At 55.0% G+C, this 16869-nt stretch carries 10 protein-coding genes; 6 read left to right on the forward strand and 4 right to left on the reverse strand.

The window, feature by feature from the left end; genetic code table 11:
- Positions 1-31: 31 nt before the first annotated feature.
- The 4 genes from MJ923_RS17750 to MJ923_RS17765 form a co-directional block, all read right to left on the reverse strand.
- Complete coding sequence (locus MJ923_RS17750) at positions 32-3082, reverse strand: efflux RND transporter permease subunit (RefSeq protein ID WP_240592241.1); 3051 nt, start codon at positions 3080-3082, stop codon at positions 32-34.
- Positions 3082-6324: an efflux RND transporter permease subunit gene (locus MJ923_RS17755; protein WP_240592242.1), complete on the reverse strand. Its 3243-nt coding sequence runs from the start codon at positions 6322-6324 to the stop codon at positions 3082-3084. The genes MJ923_RS17750 and MJ923_RS17755 overlap by 1 nt, the downstream gene beginning before the upstream one ends.
- Before the next feature lie 12 nt (positions 6325-6336).
- Positions 6337-7401 (reverse strand): efflux RND transporter periplasmic adaptor subunit, encoded by a 1065-nt coding sequence (locus MJ923_RS17760; protein WP_240592243.1) that lies wholly within the window; start codon positions 7399-7401, stop codon positions 6337-6339.
- 297 nt (positions 7402-7698) lie between these two features.
- Positions 7699-8985, reverse strand: a complete 1287-nt coding sequence (locus MJ923_RS17765) for a citrate synthase (RefSeq protein WP_126166577.1) — start codon at positions 8983-8985, stop codon at positions 7699-7701.
- Positions 8986-9396: 411 nt separating this feature from the next.
- Here MJ923_RS17765 and sdhC point away from each other — a divergent pair, with 411 nt between their 5' ends.
- From sdhC to odhB, 6 genes are all read left to right on the forward strand, one after another.
- Positions 9397-9792, forward strand: coding sequence for a succinate dehydrogenase, cytochrome b556 subunit (sdhC, locus tag MJ923_RS17770; protein WP_126166578.1), 396 nt, complete (start codon positions 9397-9399; stop codon positions 9790-9792).
- Positions 9786-10133: a succinate dehydrogenase, hydrophobic membrane anchor protein gene (sdhD, locus tag MJ923_RS17775; RefSeq protein WP_126166579.1), complete on the forward strand. Its 348-nt coding sequence runs from the start codon at positions 9786-9788 to the stop codon at positions 10131-10133. The genes sdhC and sdhD overlap by 7 nt, the downstream gene beginning before the upstream one ends.
- Positions 10134-11900, forward strand: coding sequence for a succinate dehydrogenase flavoprotein subunit (sdhA, locus tag MJ923_RS17780; RefSeq protein WP_126166580.1), 1767 nt, complete (start codon positions 10134-10136; stop codon positions 11898-11900). It abuts the gene before it with no gap.
- A 12-nt stretch (positions 11901-11912) separates the two neighbouring features.
- Positions 11913-12620 (forward strand): succinate dehydrogenase iron-sulfur subunit, encoded by a 708-nt coding sequence (locus MJ923_RS17785; protein ID WP_126166581.1) that lies wholly within the window; start codon positions 11913-11915, stop codon positions 12618-12620.
- Between the two features lie 193 nt (positions 12621-12813).
- On the forward strand, positions 12814-15636 hold the full coding sequence (gene sucA / locus MJ923_RS17790; RefSeq protein WP_240592244.1) for a 2-oxoglutarate dehydrogenase E1 component: 2823 nt from the start codon (positions 12814-12816) through the stop codon (positions 15634-15636).
- Between the two features lie 28 nt (positions 15637-15664).
- Positions 15665-16861, forward strand: a complete 1197-nt coding sequence (gene odhB, locus MJ923_RS17795; protein WP_240592245.1) for a 2-oxoglutarate dehydrogenase complex dihydrolipoyllysine-residue succinyltransferase — start codon at positions 15665-15667, stop codon at positions 16859-16861.
- Positions 16862-16869 lie beyond the last annotated feature (8 nt).

Genomic DNA, 16869 nt, shown 5'->3' on the forward strand with positions numbered 1-16869 from the left:
GTCTTTGTTTCTGTCTTTGCACTATATTTGGTTATTTTGCCAGCCAGGGCAAGAAGCGATTTGCGCGCTTGTCTGCCATCCACAGGCCCTGGGCCGATCTGTGTCTTAACCGATACAGCGCCTGATAACACAGGGGCACCAGATACAGACTGGTCAGGGTGGAGAAGCTCAAACCACCTATGATGGCAATGGCCATGGGGTAGTAAGGTGGGCCGCCGCCGCCAATCTGGGTGTCGCCCATGGCAAGGGGCACCAGCCCCAGCACAGTGGTACCCACCGTCATCAGCACCGGCCGCAGACGGGTGACACACACCGCGTGTATGGTCGCTGACAGTTCATCCAGCTCCGGCGTCATCTGGTTGATTTGGTCAACCAGTACAATGCCGTTGTTCACCACAATCCCCATCAAAATCAATATGCCAATCATGGCCATAATGCCGTTGGGTGTGCCGGTAAGCCACAGGGCCCAGAACACCCCTGTGATGGAGAACAGGATGGAGGTAATGATGGCAGAGGGCAGCAGCAGTGACTCGAACAGCGCCGCCATCACGATATAAATCATCGCGACCGCCAGCAGCATGTTCACTACCATCAACTGCTGATCTTCATCCTGACGCTCGAAACCACCGCGCAGCGAATAGGCATAACCGTGGGGGAAGTTCATATGGCTCATGGCCTGATTGATCTTCTCCTGGGCCTCTTCGGTGGTGATGCCTTCAAGATTGGCGCCAATCGACAGTGAGGTCTTGCGGTTATAGTGGCGTATGGTATCGAAGCGCGGCACGATTTCCACTTCGGCCAGGCTTGAGAGGCTGTACACCTGCTCGCCAATTCGCAGCACCGGCAGCTGTTTCAGACGCTCGAGCGACTGCTGCCAGGATTTGTCGTAGGCAAGCTCGATGCGGATTTCACCGCTCGGGTCGTGACGAAAACTTCTGAGCATCTGACCGCGCAGGGCGGTGGCAATACTGCGGGCGATGTCACCGGCCTGGGTGCCCAGACGCGCTGCCATTTCACGGTTCACCTTGACCAGCACTTCCTGCTGGGCGCCGTTGACCTCAGAGTTCACATCTTCCAGCCCTTCGATGGCGGAGATCATGGGGATCACTTCTTCGCTCAGGCGGATCAGCTCAGTGGTTGAACGGCCGGTGAGGGTAATGCGAATGCCCTGACGGTCGTTACTCCAGCCAAATTGTGGCTTGGCGATTGAGAACTTGGGGAAGCCTTCGCGCATGGTCTTTTTCAGCGCTTCCAAATCAAACTCGGCGCCTTTTTTGAACAGCACAGTGGAGCTTGCCCGCTCGGGGTTGTAGTAGCTGTAAACCGAATCGATAAAGAACTCTTCCTGATGGGCGTACAGGTAGGCTTCCATTTCGGACACCACAGCTTCGGTGACTCCCAGGGAGTGGCGGCCTTCAATCTGGTAATTGATAAACACCCGCTGCTTGTTGGAGCCATCTTCCTGATCCTGCTTCACCATGCTGATGGGCAGCGCGGTAGAGGCCAGCATCAGCAGCGCAATGGCGGTGCTCCACTTGGGATGATGCAGTACCCAGCCAAGAGACTTCTCATAAAAGCGCTGCACCACAGACTTGTTGAGTTTGTCCTCGTGATGAATATGCACATGTGTCAGCATCAAGGGGATCAGGGTTTTGGCAACCAGCAGCGATGCACCCAGCGAGATACAGATGGCAATGGCTACGTGCTCAAGGAAGATGGTGAGCTGCACCTTGGCACCAAAGATATTGGGGAAGAACACAATGGCGGTGGTCAGAGTGCCGGCCAGCACCGCCAGCGCGACTTTGTCTACCCCGGCCAGCACGGCCTTGTCTTTGGTTTCATGCTGCTCTTTTTGCTTTTCCTGCAATACGCTCTCGGTCACCACCACGGCGTTGTCAATCAGCATACCCACGGCCAGCAGCAGCCCCATCATCGACAGAATGTTAAGGCTGTAACCGAGGAAGTACATGGCTGCCAGCGTCATACAAATGGAGATGGGCACAGACGAGACCACAATCAGCGTCATGCCTATGTTGCGCAGGAACAGGTACAGCACCGCAAAGGAGAGCAGGGCTCCAATCAGACCGGCCATCATCAGATCCCACAGCGAGGACTTAACGCCTTCAGCCTGATCTTCCATGATAAAAAGCTTAATGCCGCTAAACTGCTTGTCGGCTTTCACCTCTTCAATCACCCGCATCACCCGGCTGGAGACCTCCACCAGGTTGGCGCCGGACTCTTTAAATACGTCCAGACCCACGGCATAGCGCTGATCCAGATGGCGCCCCTCGATACGCTCGGGCAGTTCGTACTGCACAGTGGCAATATCACCCAGACGCAGGCCACGCTTGAGCACTATGGCCTGAATTTCTTCCAGCGAGCGGAATTCGCCCTTGGGAGACACCTGATATACAGAGCCTTGCTGACGCAGCACACCACCGGTGAGCACGAAGTTTTCGGCCTGCAGACGGCGATTGAGCTCAGCGGCAGAAATGCCCGAGGCGGACAGCCTGTCGGCATCGACACGGATACTTATCTGCTTTTGCTCAACCCCGTACAGGGTGACCTGAGATACGCCATCAACCCGCTCAAGTGGCTGACGCAGCTGCTTTTCCAGCAGATCGTAAGCACCGGAAAGCTCACGCTCGCTGGAAATACGCAGGTTGAAAATCGGCATGTCCGAGGTGGAGAACTGCTGAATAAACACCCGCTCCACATCCTTGGGCAGCAGGTGGCGCACCGCGTCCACCTTCTCGCGGGCTTCGAGGCTCTTGGTGGCGACATTCTCGCCCCACTTCATGTCCAGGCTGATAAAGGCGCCATCCTGGCTCGATTCAGAGGTCATCTCCTCGATGCCACTCATGGTGGCGAGGGACTCTTCCAGTACCCGGGTGATGTCTCTTTCCACTTCGGCAGGGGTGGAGCCCTTGTAGGGCACCTGCACCATGATTTGGGGAATGTCGATGCCTGGGAACAGCTCCAGCGGCAGCAGGCGGCTGGAGGCCATACCAAACAGCAGTATGGCCACAAACGCCATGACCGTGGTGACAGGGCGGCGCACCGCCAGTTTAGTGATTGTCATCAGGCCATATCTCCATCCAGTGGCGCTTTGGGCACAAAGGCTTTTCTGTCAAACAGTGCATAGAGCACTGGAATAAGTACCAGTGTCAGCAGGGTCGACAGCGCCAGACCGAAAATCACCGTGATAGCCATGGGCGCACGTACTTCACTGCCATCGCCAAGGCCCATGGCCATTGGCAACAGGCCAAGCACTGTGGTCAGGGTGGTCATCATGATGGGGCGCAGACGTGACTTGGCCGCCTCAGTAATGGCATCCAGCTTGTCTATGCCTTCTTCCCGCAGCTGATTAATGCGGTCAATCAGCACGATGGCGTTGTTCACCACAATCCCCGCCAACATGATAAGGCCGATAAACACCACCACTGACACATGGGTGCCGGTGAGATACAGGCCAAACACACTGCCGCTGACTGCCATGGGCACGGCGAACAGGATAAGCAGCGGATGCAGGAAGGACTCAAACTGACTGGCCATCACCAGATACACCAGGAATACCGCGAGGATGAGTGCAATCTTCAGCGACTGGAACGAATGCTCCATCTCTTCATTCTGACCGCCAAATTCCGCCTGCACCGAGGCGGGCAGTTGCTGGCTGGCCAGAATGCTGCGGGCTTCGGTGACAGCTTCAGCCAAATCACCGTAGGCGAGGTTGGCAGACACAATCGCCACCCGTTGCTGACTGATGCGGTTAATGGCCGAGGGGCCAAGCTCCAGGGATACTTCCGCCACCGCTGACAGCGGGATAGGCGTGGTCGCATCGGGGTTGATAATCATGTTGGCGATATCACTGACCTGATCGCGCTCTTCTTCTTCGGCACGCACCAGAATATCGATTTTACGGTCGCGCAGGCTGTACTTGCTCGCCACAGTGCCGCCGATACGCTGGGCGATACGGTTGGCCACTGTGGGCGCATCCAAACCGAGGGCAGCCAGACGGTTGGTGTCGAAGTGAATAGCAAGCTCCGGCTGGCCGTCACGCAGGCTGGTGTTGATATCGGTAAAGCGATCAGACTCGCCCAGCGCACGCACCAGGGTATCGGCGCTTTGCTTGAGCAGGCCAAGTTCGTAGCCGCGCAGTTCGATTTCAAGTGGGGTGCGGAAGCTGAAGAGTTCAGGGAACTTAAGCTTGGCTTCCAGCTCAGGAATACGCTGAATTTGACTGCGCAGTCTGTCGCTGACCACCTCAAAGGCGCCGTGATCCTTAAGTACCACCTGCAAGCGGCCCCAGTTCTCACCGCCGCGGCTTACATCTGATGTCATCAGGCCGCCACTGCCGGCCTGGCTGTAGGCGTGTTTGACTTCCGGCATGTCCTTGATGGCGTGGGCCAGATACTGCAGCACCCGGTCGGTCTCGCCCACTTCGGTGCCGGGAGGCAGCAGCACTTCCACGTAAAACTCACCCTGATCCATGTTGGGGATAAGCTCCATGCCAAGGCGTGGCAGCAGCAAACCGGCACTGGCGGTCACGCCAAGAGCCACCACCAGGGTCAGCACGCGTGCCTTAAGGGCGCCTGCCAGCAGCGGATGATAAATGGCCTCCAGCGCCCGGTAACCCAGGTTAAACAGTGACGACAGCGGTCGCATCACCAGCCCGGCAAGCCAGGACAGCAAACGGGTCAGCATCAGCACCAGGGTCAGCAGCATGGCCGGTACCCACTTGAACAGCAGCACAAACGGGAAGCTGAACACAGTGGCACTGTAATGCTTGAGTTTACCCATTTTGCCTTCGGGCTTGGCTTTGGGCGTTTTATCCAAAAGCGGTGGCAGGGCTTTAAAGCCTTCACGGGATGCCAGCATGGGTATGGATGTCAGAGCAACCAGCAGTGATGCCAGCAGTGCAAAGGTCACTGTCAGTGCCTGATCGGAGAAGAGGGCGCCGGCAATACCGTCCACAAACACCAGCGGCACAAACACCGCCAGCGTGGTAAGGGTAGAGGCAAAAATGGCGCCGCTGACTTCCTTGGTGCCCTTAATGGCCGCATCCATCCGGTTCAGGCCCTGCTTGCGATAACGGTCGATGTTTTCAAGCACCACAATGGCGTTATCCACCAACAGGCCCACCGCCAGCGCAATACCGCCCAGCGACATGATGTTGAGGCTGATATCCGCAAAATACATCATGTTAAAGGTGGCTATCACCGAAAACGGAATGGAGATAGAGATAATCAGGGTAGGTATGATGTCGCGCAGGAACAGGTAAATCACCAGCATTGCCAGCACAGAGCCTATCAGCGCGGCGGAGGTGACTTCACTCACGGCGCTTTCGATAAACTCAGACTGGTCATAGATGATTTCCATCTTCGCCAGCGGCTCCTTGCCGTTGATGCGCGCTATGTCCTGCTTCAGCTTTTTAGCAACGGTTACAGTGTTGGCATCGCCCTCTTTGTAGATGGCAAGCTCGATAGACTCGCGATCGCCAATGCGGGTGATGTCGCTGCGCTCTTTGTGGCCGTCGATAATGGTGGCCACTTCAAACAGCCGCACCAGGCTCTGGCCGTTTTTGTACACTACCACCTGGCCCAGCTCCTCGAGGGAGTTGAACTGGTTAAGGGTGCGAACCAGATACTCTTTATCGCCCTGAACCACTTTACCGGCCGACACGTTCAGGTTTTCGGCGGCGATCCGGCTGCGAATTTGCTCGGCGCTCAAATCAAGCTGGGCCAGACGTTCCTGATTGAGCAGGATTTGCACTTCCTGCTCCAGACCGCCGGACAGGCGTACGGCTGCAACGCCGGGCAGACCTTCGAGCTGACGCTTAAGCTCTTCATCGGCATAAGTGCGCAGCTGTTTCAGATCATCGCCACTGGCGTTATCCAGCGACAGGGCAACGCGCATGATGGGGTCGAGGTTGGGGTTAAAGCGCAGCAGCAGTGGCTTTTGCACATCCAATGGCAGCGCGATGATATCGAGCTTTTCGCGCACCTCCAGGCTTGCCATGTCCATATCGGTTCCCCATTCAAACTCGAGGATGACATCGGACATGCCGGAGCGGGACACTGAGCTGATTTTACGCAGGCCTTTTACCACACCCACAGACTCTTCGATGGGTTTGGACACCAGTTGTTCTACTTCAACCGGCGCGGCGCCGTCGTAGAGGGTGCGGATAGTGACGGTGGGGTAGCTTAAGTCCGGCAGCAGCATCACTGCCAGACGGGAAAAGCCAACCATTCCAAAAAGGATCACCGCCAGCATAAACATCCACACGGTGACCGGCCGTTTTACGGAAGTCGTGATCACAGACATGGGATGGGCTCCTTATTTTTTGGCCGAAGCCACATCCAGTGGGGTGATAACTTCAACCAGCGATTGGTCCTTGAGGTTCTGCTGGCCCCGGATCACCAATTGCTCGCCAGGCTTGAGGCCCGCAGTTACTTCCACCATGCTGCCTTCGCGGTAGCCCAGTTGTACTTCACGGCGCTCGGCCGTGGTGTCGTTAATCACATAGAGGGTTTGTTTGTTGTCCTGATTGATGATGGCGTTGTAGGGCACGGCAATCACGTCTTCGTGGGTGTCGTACTTAAGCTCAACCCGGGTAAACATACCGGCTTTGAGGCTGCCATTCTGGTTGGGCACCTTGAGGGTGACTTTAAAGGTGCCACTCTGGGCATCCACTACGGGGCTAATGCGCAGCACTTCGGCGTTCACGGCCTGGTTTTTCTGACCACTGGCGTAAACATCGGCGTGTTGACCGAGGCGCAAACTGGTGAGCTGCTGCTCAGGCAGGTGCACTATGCCGTGCAGCTCATCCTGATTCACCACGTAAAACAGCTCTTCGAATTCCTTGGCCATATTGCCGGCCTTAACGTTCCGTTTGGCAACAATGCCGTCAACGGGTGACACTATGCGGCTTTCTTTCACCTGCAGCTGTGCCAGATCGCGACGGGCGATGGCGGCCTGCAGGTTGTATTCAAGTTTGGCGATGGAGTCGGCGCTGACGAACTCCTTGTTTTTCATTTTCTTTACCCGCTGCAGTTCCTGCTCGATGATGAGCACTTCGGCTTCGGAGCGGTCAAGATCGTATTGCTGACGCTTGGCGTCAATCACCGCCAGCAGCTGGCCTTTCTTCACCCGGTCGCCTTCTTCTACGTGAATGGCTTCAATCAGTCCGGCAATGCGGGTCACCACGTGAGCTTCAACCGGAGCTTCAAGGGTGGCGGTGGTGGAATAAAATGAGGAAACGTTCCCTTGCATCACCAACTGGGTTTCGACAGGTATTGCGTACTTTTCTTCTTCCTTTTTGACTTCTTCCTGGCCGCAGGCGGCGAGCATACCGATAAGGAGCAGGGGCAGGGCGAGTTTGAATGTTTTACGGGCTTCCATTGTTCTACCTGTAGTGTTAACTGTGATGAGCGTATAAAGCAGCTTCCGTGCCAATGGTGAAAAAACCATTTAAAACAAAGCCATATATAAAATTTATGATTTTAAGCCACCGTTAAGCTTTGCTACAAAGGTGGCGAGAATGTTTATCAAGTGGTGAGAATTACTAAAGCTTGTTAACAAGGTAAGTTCAAGGACGGAATTGCAACAAAAGATGATGGGGGGCGCTGGTGCCAAGGGATAAGGCAAATAAAAAAAGGCGCCCTTGGGCGCCTTTTTCAGAACGGTTGCTGTTTGTTATCAGCGCTTGTCCAGGCTGACATAATCGCGGCTGTGTTCGCCGGTGTACAGCTGACGTGGACGACTGATCTTGTGACCAGGCTGATCCAGCATTTCTTTCCAGTGAGAGATCCAGCCAACGGTACGGGCCAGAGCAAAGATCACGGTGAACATGCTGGTTGGGATACCGATAGCCTTCATGATGATACCTGAGTAGAAGTCTACGTTCGGGTAGAGCTTCTTGGAGATAAAGTACTCATCATTCAGGGCGATACGCTCAAGCTCCATGGCAACGTCCAGCAGAGGATCGTTCACTTTAAGCTCGCTCAGTACCTCGTGGCAGGTTTCACGCATTACCTTGGCACGTGGGTCGAAGTTCTTGTACACGCGGTGACCGAAGCCCATCAGACGGAATGGATCATTCTTGTCTTTGGCGCGTTCAATGAACTCAGGAATGCGGTCAACAGTACCGATTTCTTCCAGCATGCGCAGACAGGCTTCGTTGGCACCACCGTGCGCAGGACCCCACAGAGACGCAATACCGGCTGCGATACAGGCGAATGGGTTGGCACCGGAGGAGCCGGCCAGACGCACAGTAGAAGTAGAGGCATTCTGTTCGTGGTCAGCGTGCAGGATGAAGATACGATCCATAGCGCGCTCGATGATTGGGTTTACCTTGTACTCTTCGCAAGGTACGGCAAACATCATCGACAGGAAGTTACCGGCGTAGCTTAAGTCATTGCGTGGGTACACGAATGGCTGGCCGATAGAATACTTGTAGCACATGGCTGCCAGTGTCGGCATCTTGGATACCAAACGATAGGCCGCGATTTCGCGGTGGCGGGCGTCGTTTACATCCAGGGAGTCCTGGTAGAAGGCAGACAGCGCGCCGGTCACGCCACACAGCATGGCCATTGGGTGTGCATCGCGGCGGAAACCGCGGAAGAAGAAGGCCAGTTGCTCATGAACCATGGTGTGGCTCTTCACTGTGTGGGCAAATTCTTCGTATTTTGCTTTGCTCGGCAGTTCGCCGTACAGCAGGGCGTAGCAGAGTTCCAGATAGTTGGACTCTACCGCCAGTTGCTCGATAGGATATCCGCGGTGCAGCAGGATACCTTTGTCGCCGTCGATATAGGTAATTGCTGATTCACAGGAAGCTGTTGCCAGAAACCCCGGATCAAAGGTGAAATAGCCTTTACTGCCCAGCTTGCTGATGTCGATAACATCAAAACCTTCGCTTCCCTGTTTAACAGGCAGTTCAATCGAGTCGTTCCCTGGTAATTCCAATTTGGCTTTCAAATCAGCCATACCCCGTTCTCCTTACTTCATTCTTGTGGTGAGTGCGGCATGTCAAACGGCCACTACTTTACAGGCAATCTGGATCACATTTCAATTTAAATAAGCGTTTAAATTCCTTAGACCATGGTATAGGTCTGACCAATTTCCCTGTCAAGACTAGTACTTACTCAAGAAAAAGGCCAAAAAAACTAAATTTGCATAATGTGACGTTTGTATTTGACTTTTGCGGCGAGTATACTTGCTGCGGCTCGAAAGGGCTGATTACAGAAGGCTTTAGGCACCTTTTCTCTGCATGAAAAAACGGCTGCCGACAAAGCGCTCTGTCGACTATACTTTTTACTTTTGTGACGACTCGCACCGTGACCCAAATCATGGTTCAAAGTTTGACCAGAAGCGGTTCGCATAACAATAAAATGCTCAATGGAGCTGAGTGAGCAGAACGTGAAAAAGCAAAGACCTGTCCATTTAGATCTGCAAACCATCCACTTTCCTGCTACAGCGAAAGTGTCCATCCTTCATCGCGTCTCCGGTGTGATCATGCTGTTCGCCATGGGTATCCTTATTTGGTTGCTCCATGCGTCACTGGCCTCTGCCGAGAGTTTCCAAGGCGTTCAGGCTCTGTTTGACAACTTCCTGGTGAAGTTCGTTATCTGGGGCATTCTGACAGCACTGGGTTACCACTTGCTGGGCGGCATTCGTCACCTGGTAATGGATACCGGCCGCTGGGAAGAATTGGGCTCTGGTAACGCGTCGGCCAAGGCTGTATTCGTGCTGGCGATTGCCTTTTCAATCATTGCGGGGATCTGGGTATGGTAACCAATGCAGCAAGTTTCGGACGCAGTGGTGTCCATGACTTTATCCTTCTTCGTGCCAGTGCCGTCATTCTGGCGTGCTACACCATCTTCTTGGTGAGCTTTATTGCACTGAGTGCTCCTCTGACTTATGAAATCTGGCACGGGCTGTTCGCAACCCTGCCGATGAAAGTCTTCACGCTGCTGGCCCTGATTGCCTTGCTGATCCACGCCTGGATCGGTATCTGGCAAGTGCTGACTGACTATGTCAAGCACACAGCGCTGCGTGGCGTATTACAGTTTACTTTTGTCGTGACTGCCTTTGCATATCTGGCTGCCGGCATTGTGATTGTGTGGGGGGTTTAAGTGAGTATTCCAGTTCGCGAATTTGATGCAGTCGTGATTGGTGCCGGCGGTGCCGGTATGCGCGCTGCGCTGCAGATTTCCAAAGAAGGCAAGAGCTGTGCGCTCCTGTCAAAAGTATTCCCAACCCGTTCGCACACTGTATCTGCCCAGGGCGGTATCACAGTAGCGCTGGGCAATGCCCACGAGGATAACTGGGAATATCACATGTACGATACCGTTAAGGGCTCCGACTTCATCGGTGACCAGGACGCTATCGAATACATGTGTCAAACCGGTCCTGAAGCCATTATCGAGCTGGAGCACATGGGTCTGCCATTCTCCCGTTTCGAAAACGGCAAGATTTACCAGCGTCCTTTCGGTGGTCAGTCCAAGAACTTCGGTGGTGAGCAGGCCGCTCGTACCGCTGCGGCTGCCGACCGTACCGGTCACGCCCTGCTGCACTGTCTGTATCAGCAGAACGTGAAGAACAAGACTCAGGTTTTCTCTGAGTGGTACGCCCTGGATCTGGTGAAGAACGAAGACGGCGCTGTGGTTGGCTGTACTGCCATCGACATCGAATCCGGTGAAATCGTTTACTTCAAAGCCAAGGCCACTGTACTTGCCACCGGCGGTGCAGGCCGTATCTATGCTTCTACTACCAACGCACACATCAACACCGGTGACGGTGTGGGTATGGCCTACCGTGCCGGCGTGCAGTTGCAGGACATGGAAATGTGGCAGTTCCACCCAACCGGTATTGCCGGTGCCGGCGTACTGGTAACCGAAGGTTGCCGCGGTGAAGGTGGATACCTGCTCAACAAAGACGGTGAGCGCTTTATGGAGCGTTACGCGCCAAACGCCAAGGACCTCGCGTCCCGTGACGTAGTGGCCCGTTCCATGATGACCGAAATCCGTGAAGGCCGTGGCTGCGATGGTCCTATGGGTCCACACATCAAGCTCAAGCTTGATCACCTGGGTAAAGAAACCCTGGAAGCGCGTCTACCAGGCGTGTGTGAACTGTCACGTACCTTTGCTCACATCGATCCGGCCGATGGCCCAATCCCTGTGATCCCAACCTGTCACTATATGATGGGTGGTCTGCCTACCAAGGTATCCGGTCAGGTTATCCGTAAGAACGACGATGGCAGCGAAACCGATGTAGTCGGTCTGTTCGCTGTGGGCGAAATCGCCTGCGTATCTGTTCACGGTGCCAACCGTCTGGGCGGTAACTCGCTGCTCGACCTGGTGGTATTCGGCCGTGCGGCTGGTCAGCATCTGGGTAAGGCGCTGGACGAGACTGCCGATCCAAAAGATGCGACCGATGCTGACATCGACGCGTCACTGGCTCGTCTGAACCGTTGGGAAAGCAACAAAGACGGCGAAGATCCTGCGCAAATCCGTAAAGACCTGCAGATGTGTATGCAGCTTAACTTCTCTGTGTTCCGTACCGGTGAAGCCATGGCCGAAGGCCTGGAGCAGCTGCAAGCTATCCGCAAGCGTCTGGAAAATGCCAAGCTGTCTGACAACTCCAAAGAGTTCAACACTCAGCGTATCGAGTGTCTGGAGCTGGATAACCTGATGGCCACCGCCATCGCCACTGCTTACGCCGCTAACTTCCGTACTGAGAGCCGTGGTGCTCACAGCCGTGAAGACTTCACCGAGCGTGATGATGACAACTGGCTGTGCCACAGCCTGTTCGACCCCGTGACTGAGGCTATGTCCAAGCGCGAAGTGAACATGTCACCCAAGCACCGTGAAGCCTTCCCACCGAAGAAGCGTACCTACTAAGGAGTTGCGAAGATGAAGTTGGAGTTTTCAGTTTATCGTTACAATCCTGACGTAGATACCAAGCCACGTATGCAGGATTACAGCTTCGAAGTGCCTGATGGCTCAGACATGATGGTGCTTGACGCGCTGTTGAAGCTGAAAGAAATCGATCCGACGCTGTCGTTCCGCCGTTCATGCCGTGAAGGTGTGTGTGGTTCGGACGGTATGAACATGAACGGTAAGAACGGCCTGGCTTGTATCACGCCTATCTCTACCTTCAAAGGCAAGAAGATTGAAATCCGCCCACTGCCCGGTATGCCTGTGGTACGTGACCTGGTGGTAGACTTGTCTCAGTTCTACAAACAGTACGAGAAGATCAAGCCATACCTCATCAACGACGAGAAGAAGCCTGCCCGTGAACACCTGCAGAGCCCAGAGGAGCGCGCGCACCTCGATGGTCTGTACGAGTGTATCATGTGTGCCTGCTGCTCGACCGCCTGTCCATCGTTCTGGTGGAACCCCGACAAGTTCGTGGGTCCAAGTGGTCTGCTGCACGCGTATCGCTTCCTTATCGACAGCCGCGATACCGCGACTGAAGAGCGTCTGGCTGAGCTTGACGACGCCTACAGTGTGTTCCGTTGCCACGGCATCATGAACTGCGTAGACGTATGTCCAAAAGGACTGAACCCGACCAAGGCGATTGGACACATCAAGTCCATGCTGCTGAAGCGGGCTGTGTGATGCAACAAAACGAGCTAACGATAATAATGATATAGCTCAGCGAGAGTCACTGTCCCTTCTGGGGGATGGTGGCTCTTTTGTGTGTAAAGGAACTACTTGAAGCCGTAATGTTGGAACCCTCGGGGCGGCTGTCGGCATACCTTGTATGCCAAACCATGGCTAAGCACGTGTATAAAGTTTGAAAGGATAAGAAATGCACCAAGGCAGCATGAAAGCCTGGCTGGAGTCATCTCACCTGTACGGATCGAACGCGACCTACGTGGAGGAGATGTACGAAGCCTATCAAGAAGACCCCACTTCAGTGTCTGAAGACTGGCGTGCGGTGTTTGACAATCTCCCTCCCGTGAACGGTGCCTCTGCTGACGTACCTGAAGCTGCTCATTCCAAGATCCGTGATTACTTCCGCTCTCTGGCCCAGGAAGGCCATCGTAAAGGCGCTGGTCGCGTTACCGACCCCGAAGTAGACGCCAAACAGGTTAAGGTTCTGCAGCTTATCAACGCTTACCGTTTCCGTGGCCACCAGAACGCCAATCTGGATCCGCTGGAACTGTGGAAGCGTGACGCAGTAGTTGAACTCGACCCGGCATTCCACGGCCTGACCGCCGACGACATGCAGCGTGAATTCAACACTGGCTCGTTCGCCTATGGCGGCGAAACCCTGAAACTGGGTGAGCTGGTAAAAGCACTGAAGGCCACTTACTGTGGTTCTATCGGTGCCGAATACATGCACATTACCGACACCGACGAAAAACGCTGGATCCAGCAGCGCCTCGAACCTTCCATGGGTCGCGCTGCGTTCGATAAAGGCGTAAAAAGCCGTATTCTCGAAGGCCTGAACGCCGCCGAAGGTATGGAAAAGTACCTCGGTGCCAAGTTCCCCGGCGCCAAGCGCTTCTCATTGGAAGGTGGTGATGCGCTGGTGCCAATGATGCGTGAAATCATCTATCGCGCAGGCGAAGCCGGCACTAAAGAAATCGTTGTTGGTATGGCCCACCGCGGCCGTCTGAACGTACTGGTTAACGTGCTGGGTAAGCGTCCTGCCGAGCTGTTTGACGAGTTCGCCGGTAAGCACGGCGAAAGCTCAGGCTCAGGCGACGTAAAATACCACCAGGGCTTCTCCTCTGATTTCGAAACCCCCGGTGGCAACGTGCATCTGGCGCTGGCGTTCAACCCATCGCACTTGGAAATCGTCAACCCTGTGGTCATGGGCTCTGTACGTGCCCGTCAAGACCGCCGTGGCTGCAAAGATGGCCTGTCTGTTATGCCTATCACCATTCACGGTGACTCGGCGATTGCAGGGCAGGGCATTGTGCAGGAGACATTCAACATGTCTCAGACCCGTGGTTTCCGCGTTGGCGGTTCCATCCGCATCGTCGTGAACAACCAGGTGGGCTTTACTACCTCTAACCACCACGACGTGCGTTCTACCGAGTACTGTACCGACATCGCCAAGATGGTACAGGCGCCGATTTTCCACGTGAACGCCGACGATCCGGAAGCTGTAGCCTTTGTGGCTCAGGTTGCCGTTGATTACCGTAACGCCTTCAAACGCGACGTGGTGATCGATCTGGTGTGTTACCGTCGCCATGGTCACAACGAAGCTGACGAGCCAAGTGCCACTCAGCCGCTGATGTACCAGAAAATCAAGAAACACCCTACGCCACGTAAAATTTACGCCGACCGTCTGATTGCCGAAAATGCTATCAGTACCGACGAAGTGACTGCCATGATCAATGGCTACCGTGACGCCCTGGATCAGGGTGATTGCGTAGTGAAAGAATGGCGCCCCATGTCACTGCGTACCGTAGACTGGTCTCCGTTTATCGGTCAGGACTGGGATGCGGCCTACGAGCCAACAGTGGCCGTTGCCCGTCTGCAGAAACTGGCTGAAAAGCTGGCTTACGTGCCTGAAACCCATCCGCTGCAGTCTCGTGTTGCCAAGATTTACGCCGACCGCGGCGCAATGGCCAAAGGCGAGAAGCTGCTGGACTGGGGTTTTGCCGAGACACTGGCCTACGCCACTATCCTCGAAGACAACAACCGCGTGCGTATTACAGGTCAGGATTCTGGCCGTGGTACCTTCTTCCACCGCCACGCCGTGCTGCACAACCAGAACGATGCCACCACCTACATGCCGCTGCGTAATCTTGCGCAGGAGCAGGGCCCGGTTGATATCACTGACTCTGTGCTGTCAGAAGCCTCTGTACTGGCGTTCGAATACGGCTATGCCACTGCTGAGCCAGGCGGCCTGACCATTTGGGAAGCCCAGTTTGGTGACTTCGCCAACTGTGCCCAGGTGGTAATCGACCAGTTCCTGTCTTCCGGTGAGCAAAAGTGGGGCCGTCTGTGCGGTCTGACTATGCTGCTGCCACATGGCTACGAAGGTCAGGGCCCAGAGCACTCTTCAGCCCGTCTGGAGCGTTTCCTGCAGCTGTGCGCCAACCACAACATGCAAGTGTGTGTGCCTTCAACGCCCGCGCAGGTTTACCACATGCTGCGTCGTCAGGTGGTTCGCCCGCTGCGTCGTCCGCTGGTGGTGATGTCGCCCAAGTCGCTGCTGCGTCACCCTCTGGCCGTGTCTTCTTTGGAAGAACTGGCAAACGGCACCTTCCAGAACGTTATCGGTGAAATCGATAGCCTGGATCCAAAAGGTGTTAATCGTGTGGTCTTCTGTAGCGGCAAGGTATACTTCGAGCTGCTGGAACGCCGCCGCAAGGAAAATCTGACCAACGTTGCTATCATTCGTGTCGAGCAGCTGTATCCGTTCCCAGCCGAAGAAATGGCTGCGATTCTGGCGGATTATCAGCATGTGAACGACTTCGTTTGGTGTCAGGAAGAGCCGCAGAACCAGGGTGCCTGGTACTGCAGTCAGCACCACTTCTGGGCCGCAATTCCCAAGGGTGCCACTCTGACCTACGCTGGCCGTGAAGCTGCTGCTGCACCGGCCTGTGGTTATCCGGAATTGCACGCTCACCAGCAGGAATCTCTGGTGGTAGACGCTTTGAACTTGAAGTAACAGACATTTATAAAAAGGATAGCTTTCAATGAGTATCGAAATTAAGGTACCCGTTCTGCCAGAATCCGTGGCTGATGCCACTATCGCCACCTGGCACGTTAAGCCTGGTGAGGCTGTATCTCGTGACCAGAACCTGGTTGATATCGAGACCGACAAAGTTGTATTGGAAGTGGTTGCACCTGAAGATGGCCACATCGCTGAATTCCTGGCCCAGGAAGGTGACACTGTTCTGGCTGAGCAGGTCATCGCCAAGTTCGTGGCTGGCGCCGTAGCCGGTCAGGAAGTGACCAAGGCTGAAGCTGAGGCCGCCGCCCCAGCCGCTGCCAGCGACGACAGCAACGACGCCCTGAGCCCATCAGTGCGCCGTCTGATTGCCGAGCACAACCTGGATGCCAGCAAAATCAAAGGCACCGGTGTAGGTGGTCGCATCACCAAAGAAGACGTAGAAGCCTTCGTCAAAGGTGGCGCTGCCAAGGCCGCTCCTGCTGTTGCAGCCGCTCCAGCACCTGTGACTCTGTCTGGCGACCGCTCAGACAAGCGCGTGCCTATGACCCGTCTGCGCAAGACCATTGCCAGCCGTCTGCTGGAAGCCAAAAACTCTACCGCCATGCTGACCACCTTCAACGAGGTCAACATGAAGCCCATCATGGATATCCGTAAGCAGTATCAGGATATCTTCGAGAAGAAGCACGGTATCCGTCTTGGCTTCATGTCTTTCTACGTGAAAGCCGTAACCGAAGCCCTGAAGCGCTTCCCTGAAGTGAACGCGGCTATCGATGGCGATGAAATCGTTTACCACAACTACTTCGACGTGAGCATCGCTGTGTCTACTCCCCGTGGTCTGGTTACCCCAGTGCTGCGTGACACCGACACCATGAGCCTGGCTGACATCGAGAAAGCAGTACGCGATCTGGCCATCAAGGGCCGTGACGGCAAGCTGACTGTGGAAGACATGACCGGCGGTAACTTCACTGTGACCAACGGTGGTGTATTCGGCTCGCTGATGTCTACCCCAATTCTGAACCTGCCACAGAGCGCTATCCTCGGCATGCACGCCATCAAGGACCGCCCAATGGCAGTCAATGGTCAGGTTGAAATCCTGCCCATGATGTACCTGGCTCTTTCTTACGACCATCGTATCATCGATGGCCGTGAGTCTGTTGGCTTCCTGGTAACCATCAAGGAATTCCTGGAAGACCCAACCCGTCTGCTGCTGGACATCTAATCAGCACA

Origin of the sequence: Shewanella zhuhaiensis, from assembly GCF_022484835.1 — a bacterium.
In the GTDB taxonomy this organism is placed as follows: Bacteria; Pseudomonadota; Gammaproteobacteria; order Enterobacterales; family Shewanellaceae; genus Shewanella; species Shewanella khirikhana.

Bases quoted from the DNA above. Each gene is read 5' to 3' on its own strand.
- MJ923_RS17750 (WP_240592241.1), bottom strand. From the start codon at position 3,082: ATGACAATCACTAAACTGGCGGTGCGCCGCCCTGTCACCACGGTCATG.
- MJ923_RS17755 (WP_240592242.1), bottom strand. From the start codon at position 6,324: ATGTCTGTGATCACGACTTCCGTAAAACGGCCGGTCACCGTGTGGATG.
- MJ923_RS17760 (WP_240592243.1), bottom strand. From the start codon at position 7,401: ATGGAAGCCCGTAAAACATTCAAACTCGCCCTGCCCCTGCTCCTTATC.
- MJ923_RS17765 (WP_126166577.1), bottom strand. From the start codon at position 8,985: ATGGCTGATTTGAAAGCCAAATTGGAATTACCAGGGAACGACTCGATT.
- sdhC (WP_126166578.1), top strand. From the start codon at position 9,397: ATGGAGCTGAGTGAGCAGAACGTGAAAAAGCAAAGACCTGTCCATTTA.
- sdhD (WP_126166579.1), top strand. From the start codon at position 9,786: ATGGTAACCAATGCAGCAAGTTTCGGACGCAGTGGTGTCCATGACTTT.
- MJ923_RS17785 (WP_126166581.1), top strand. From the start codon at position 11,913: ATGAAGTTGGAGTTTTCAGTTTATCGTTACAATCCTGACGTAGATACC.
- sucA (WP_240592244.1), top strand. From the start codon at position 12,814: ATGCACCAAGGCAGCATGAAAGCCTGGCTGGAGTCATCTCACCTGTAC.
- odhB (WP_240592245.1), top strand. From the start codon at position 15,665: ATGAGTATCGAAATTAAGGTACCCGTTCTGCCAGAATCCGTGGCTGAT.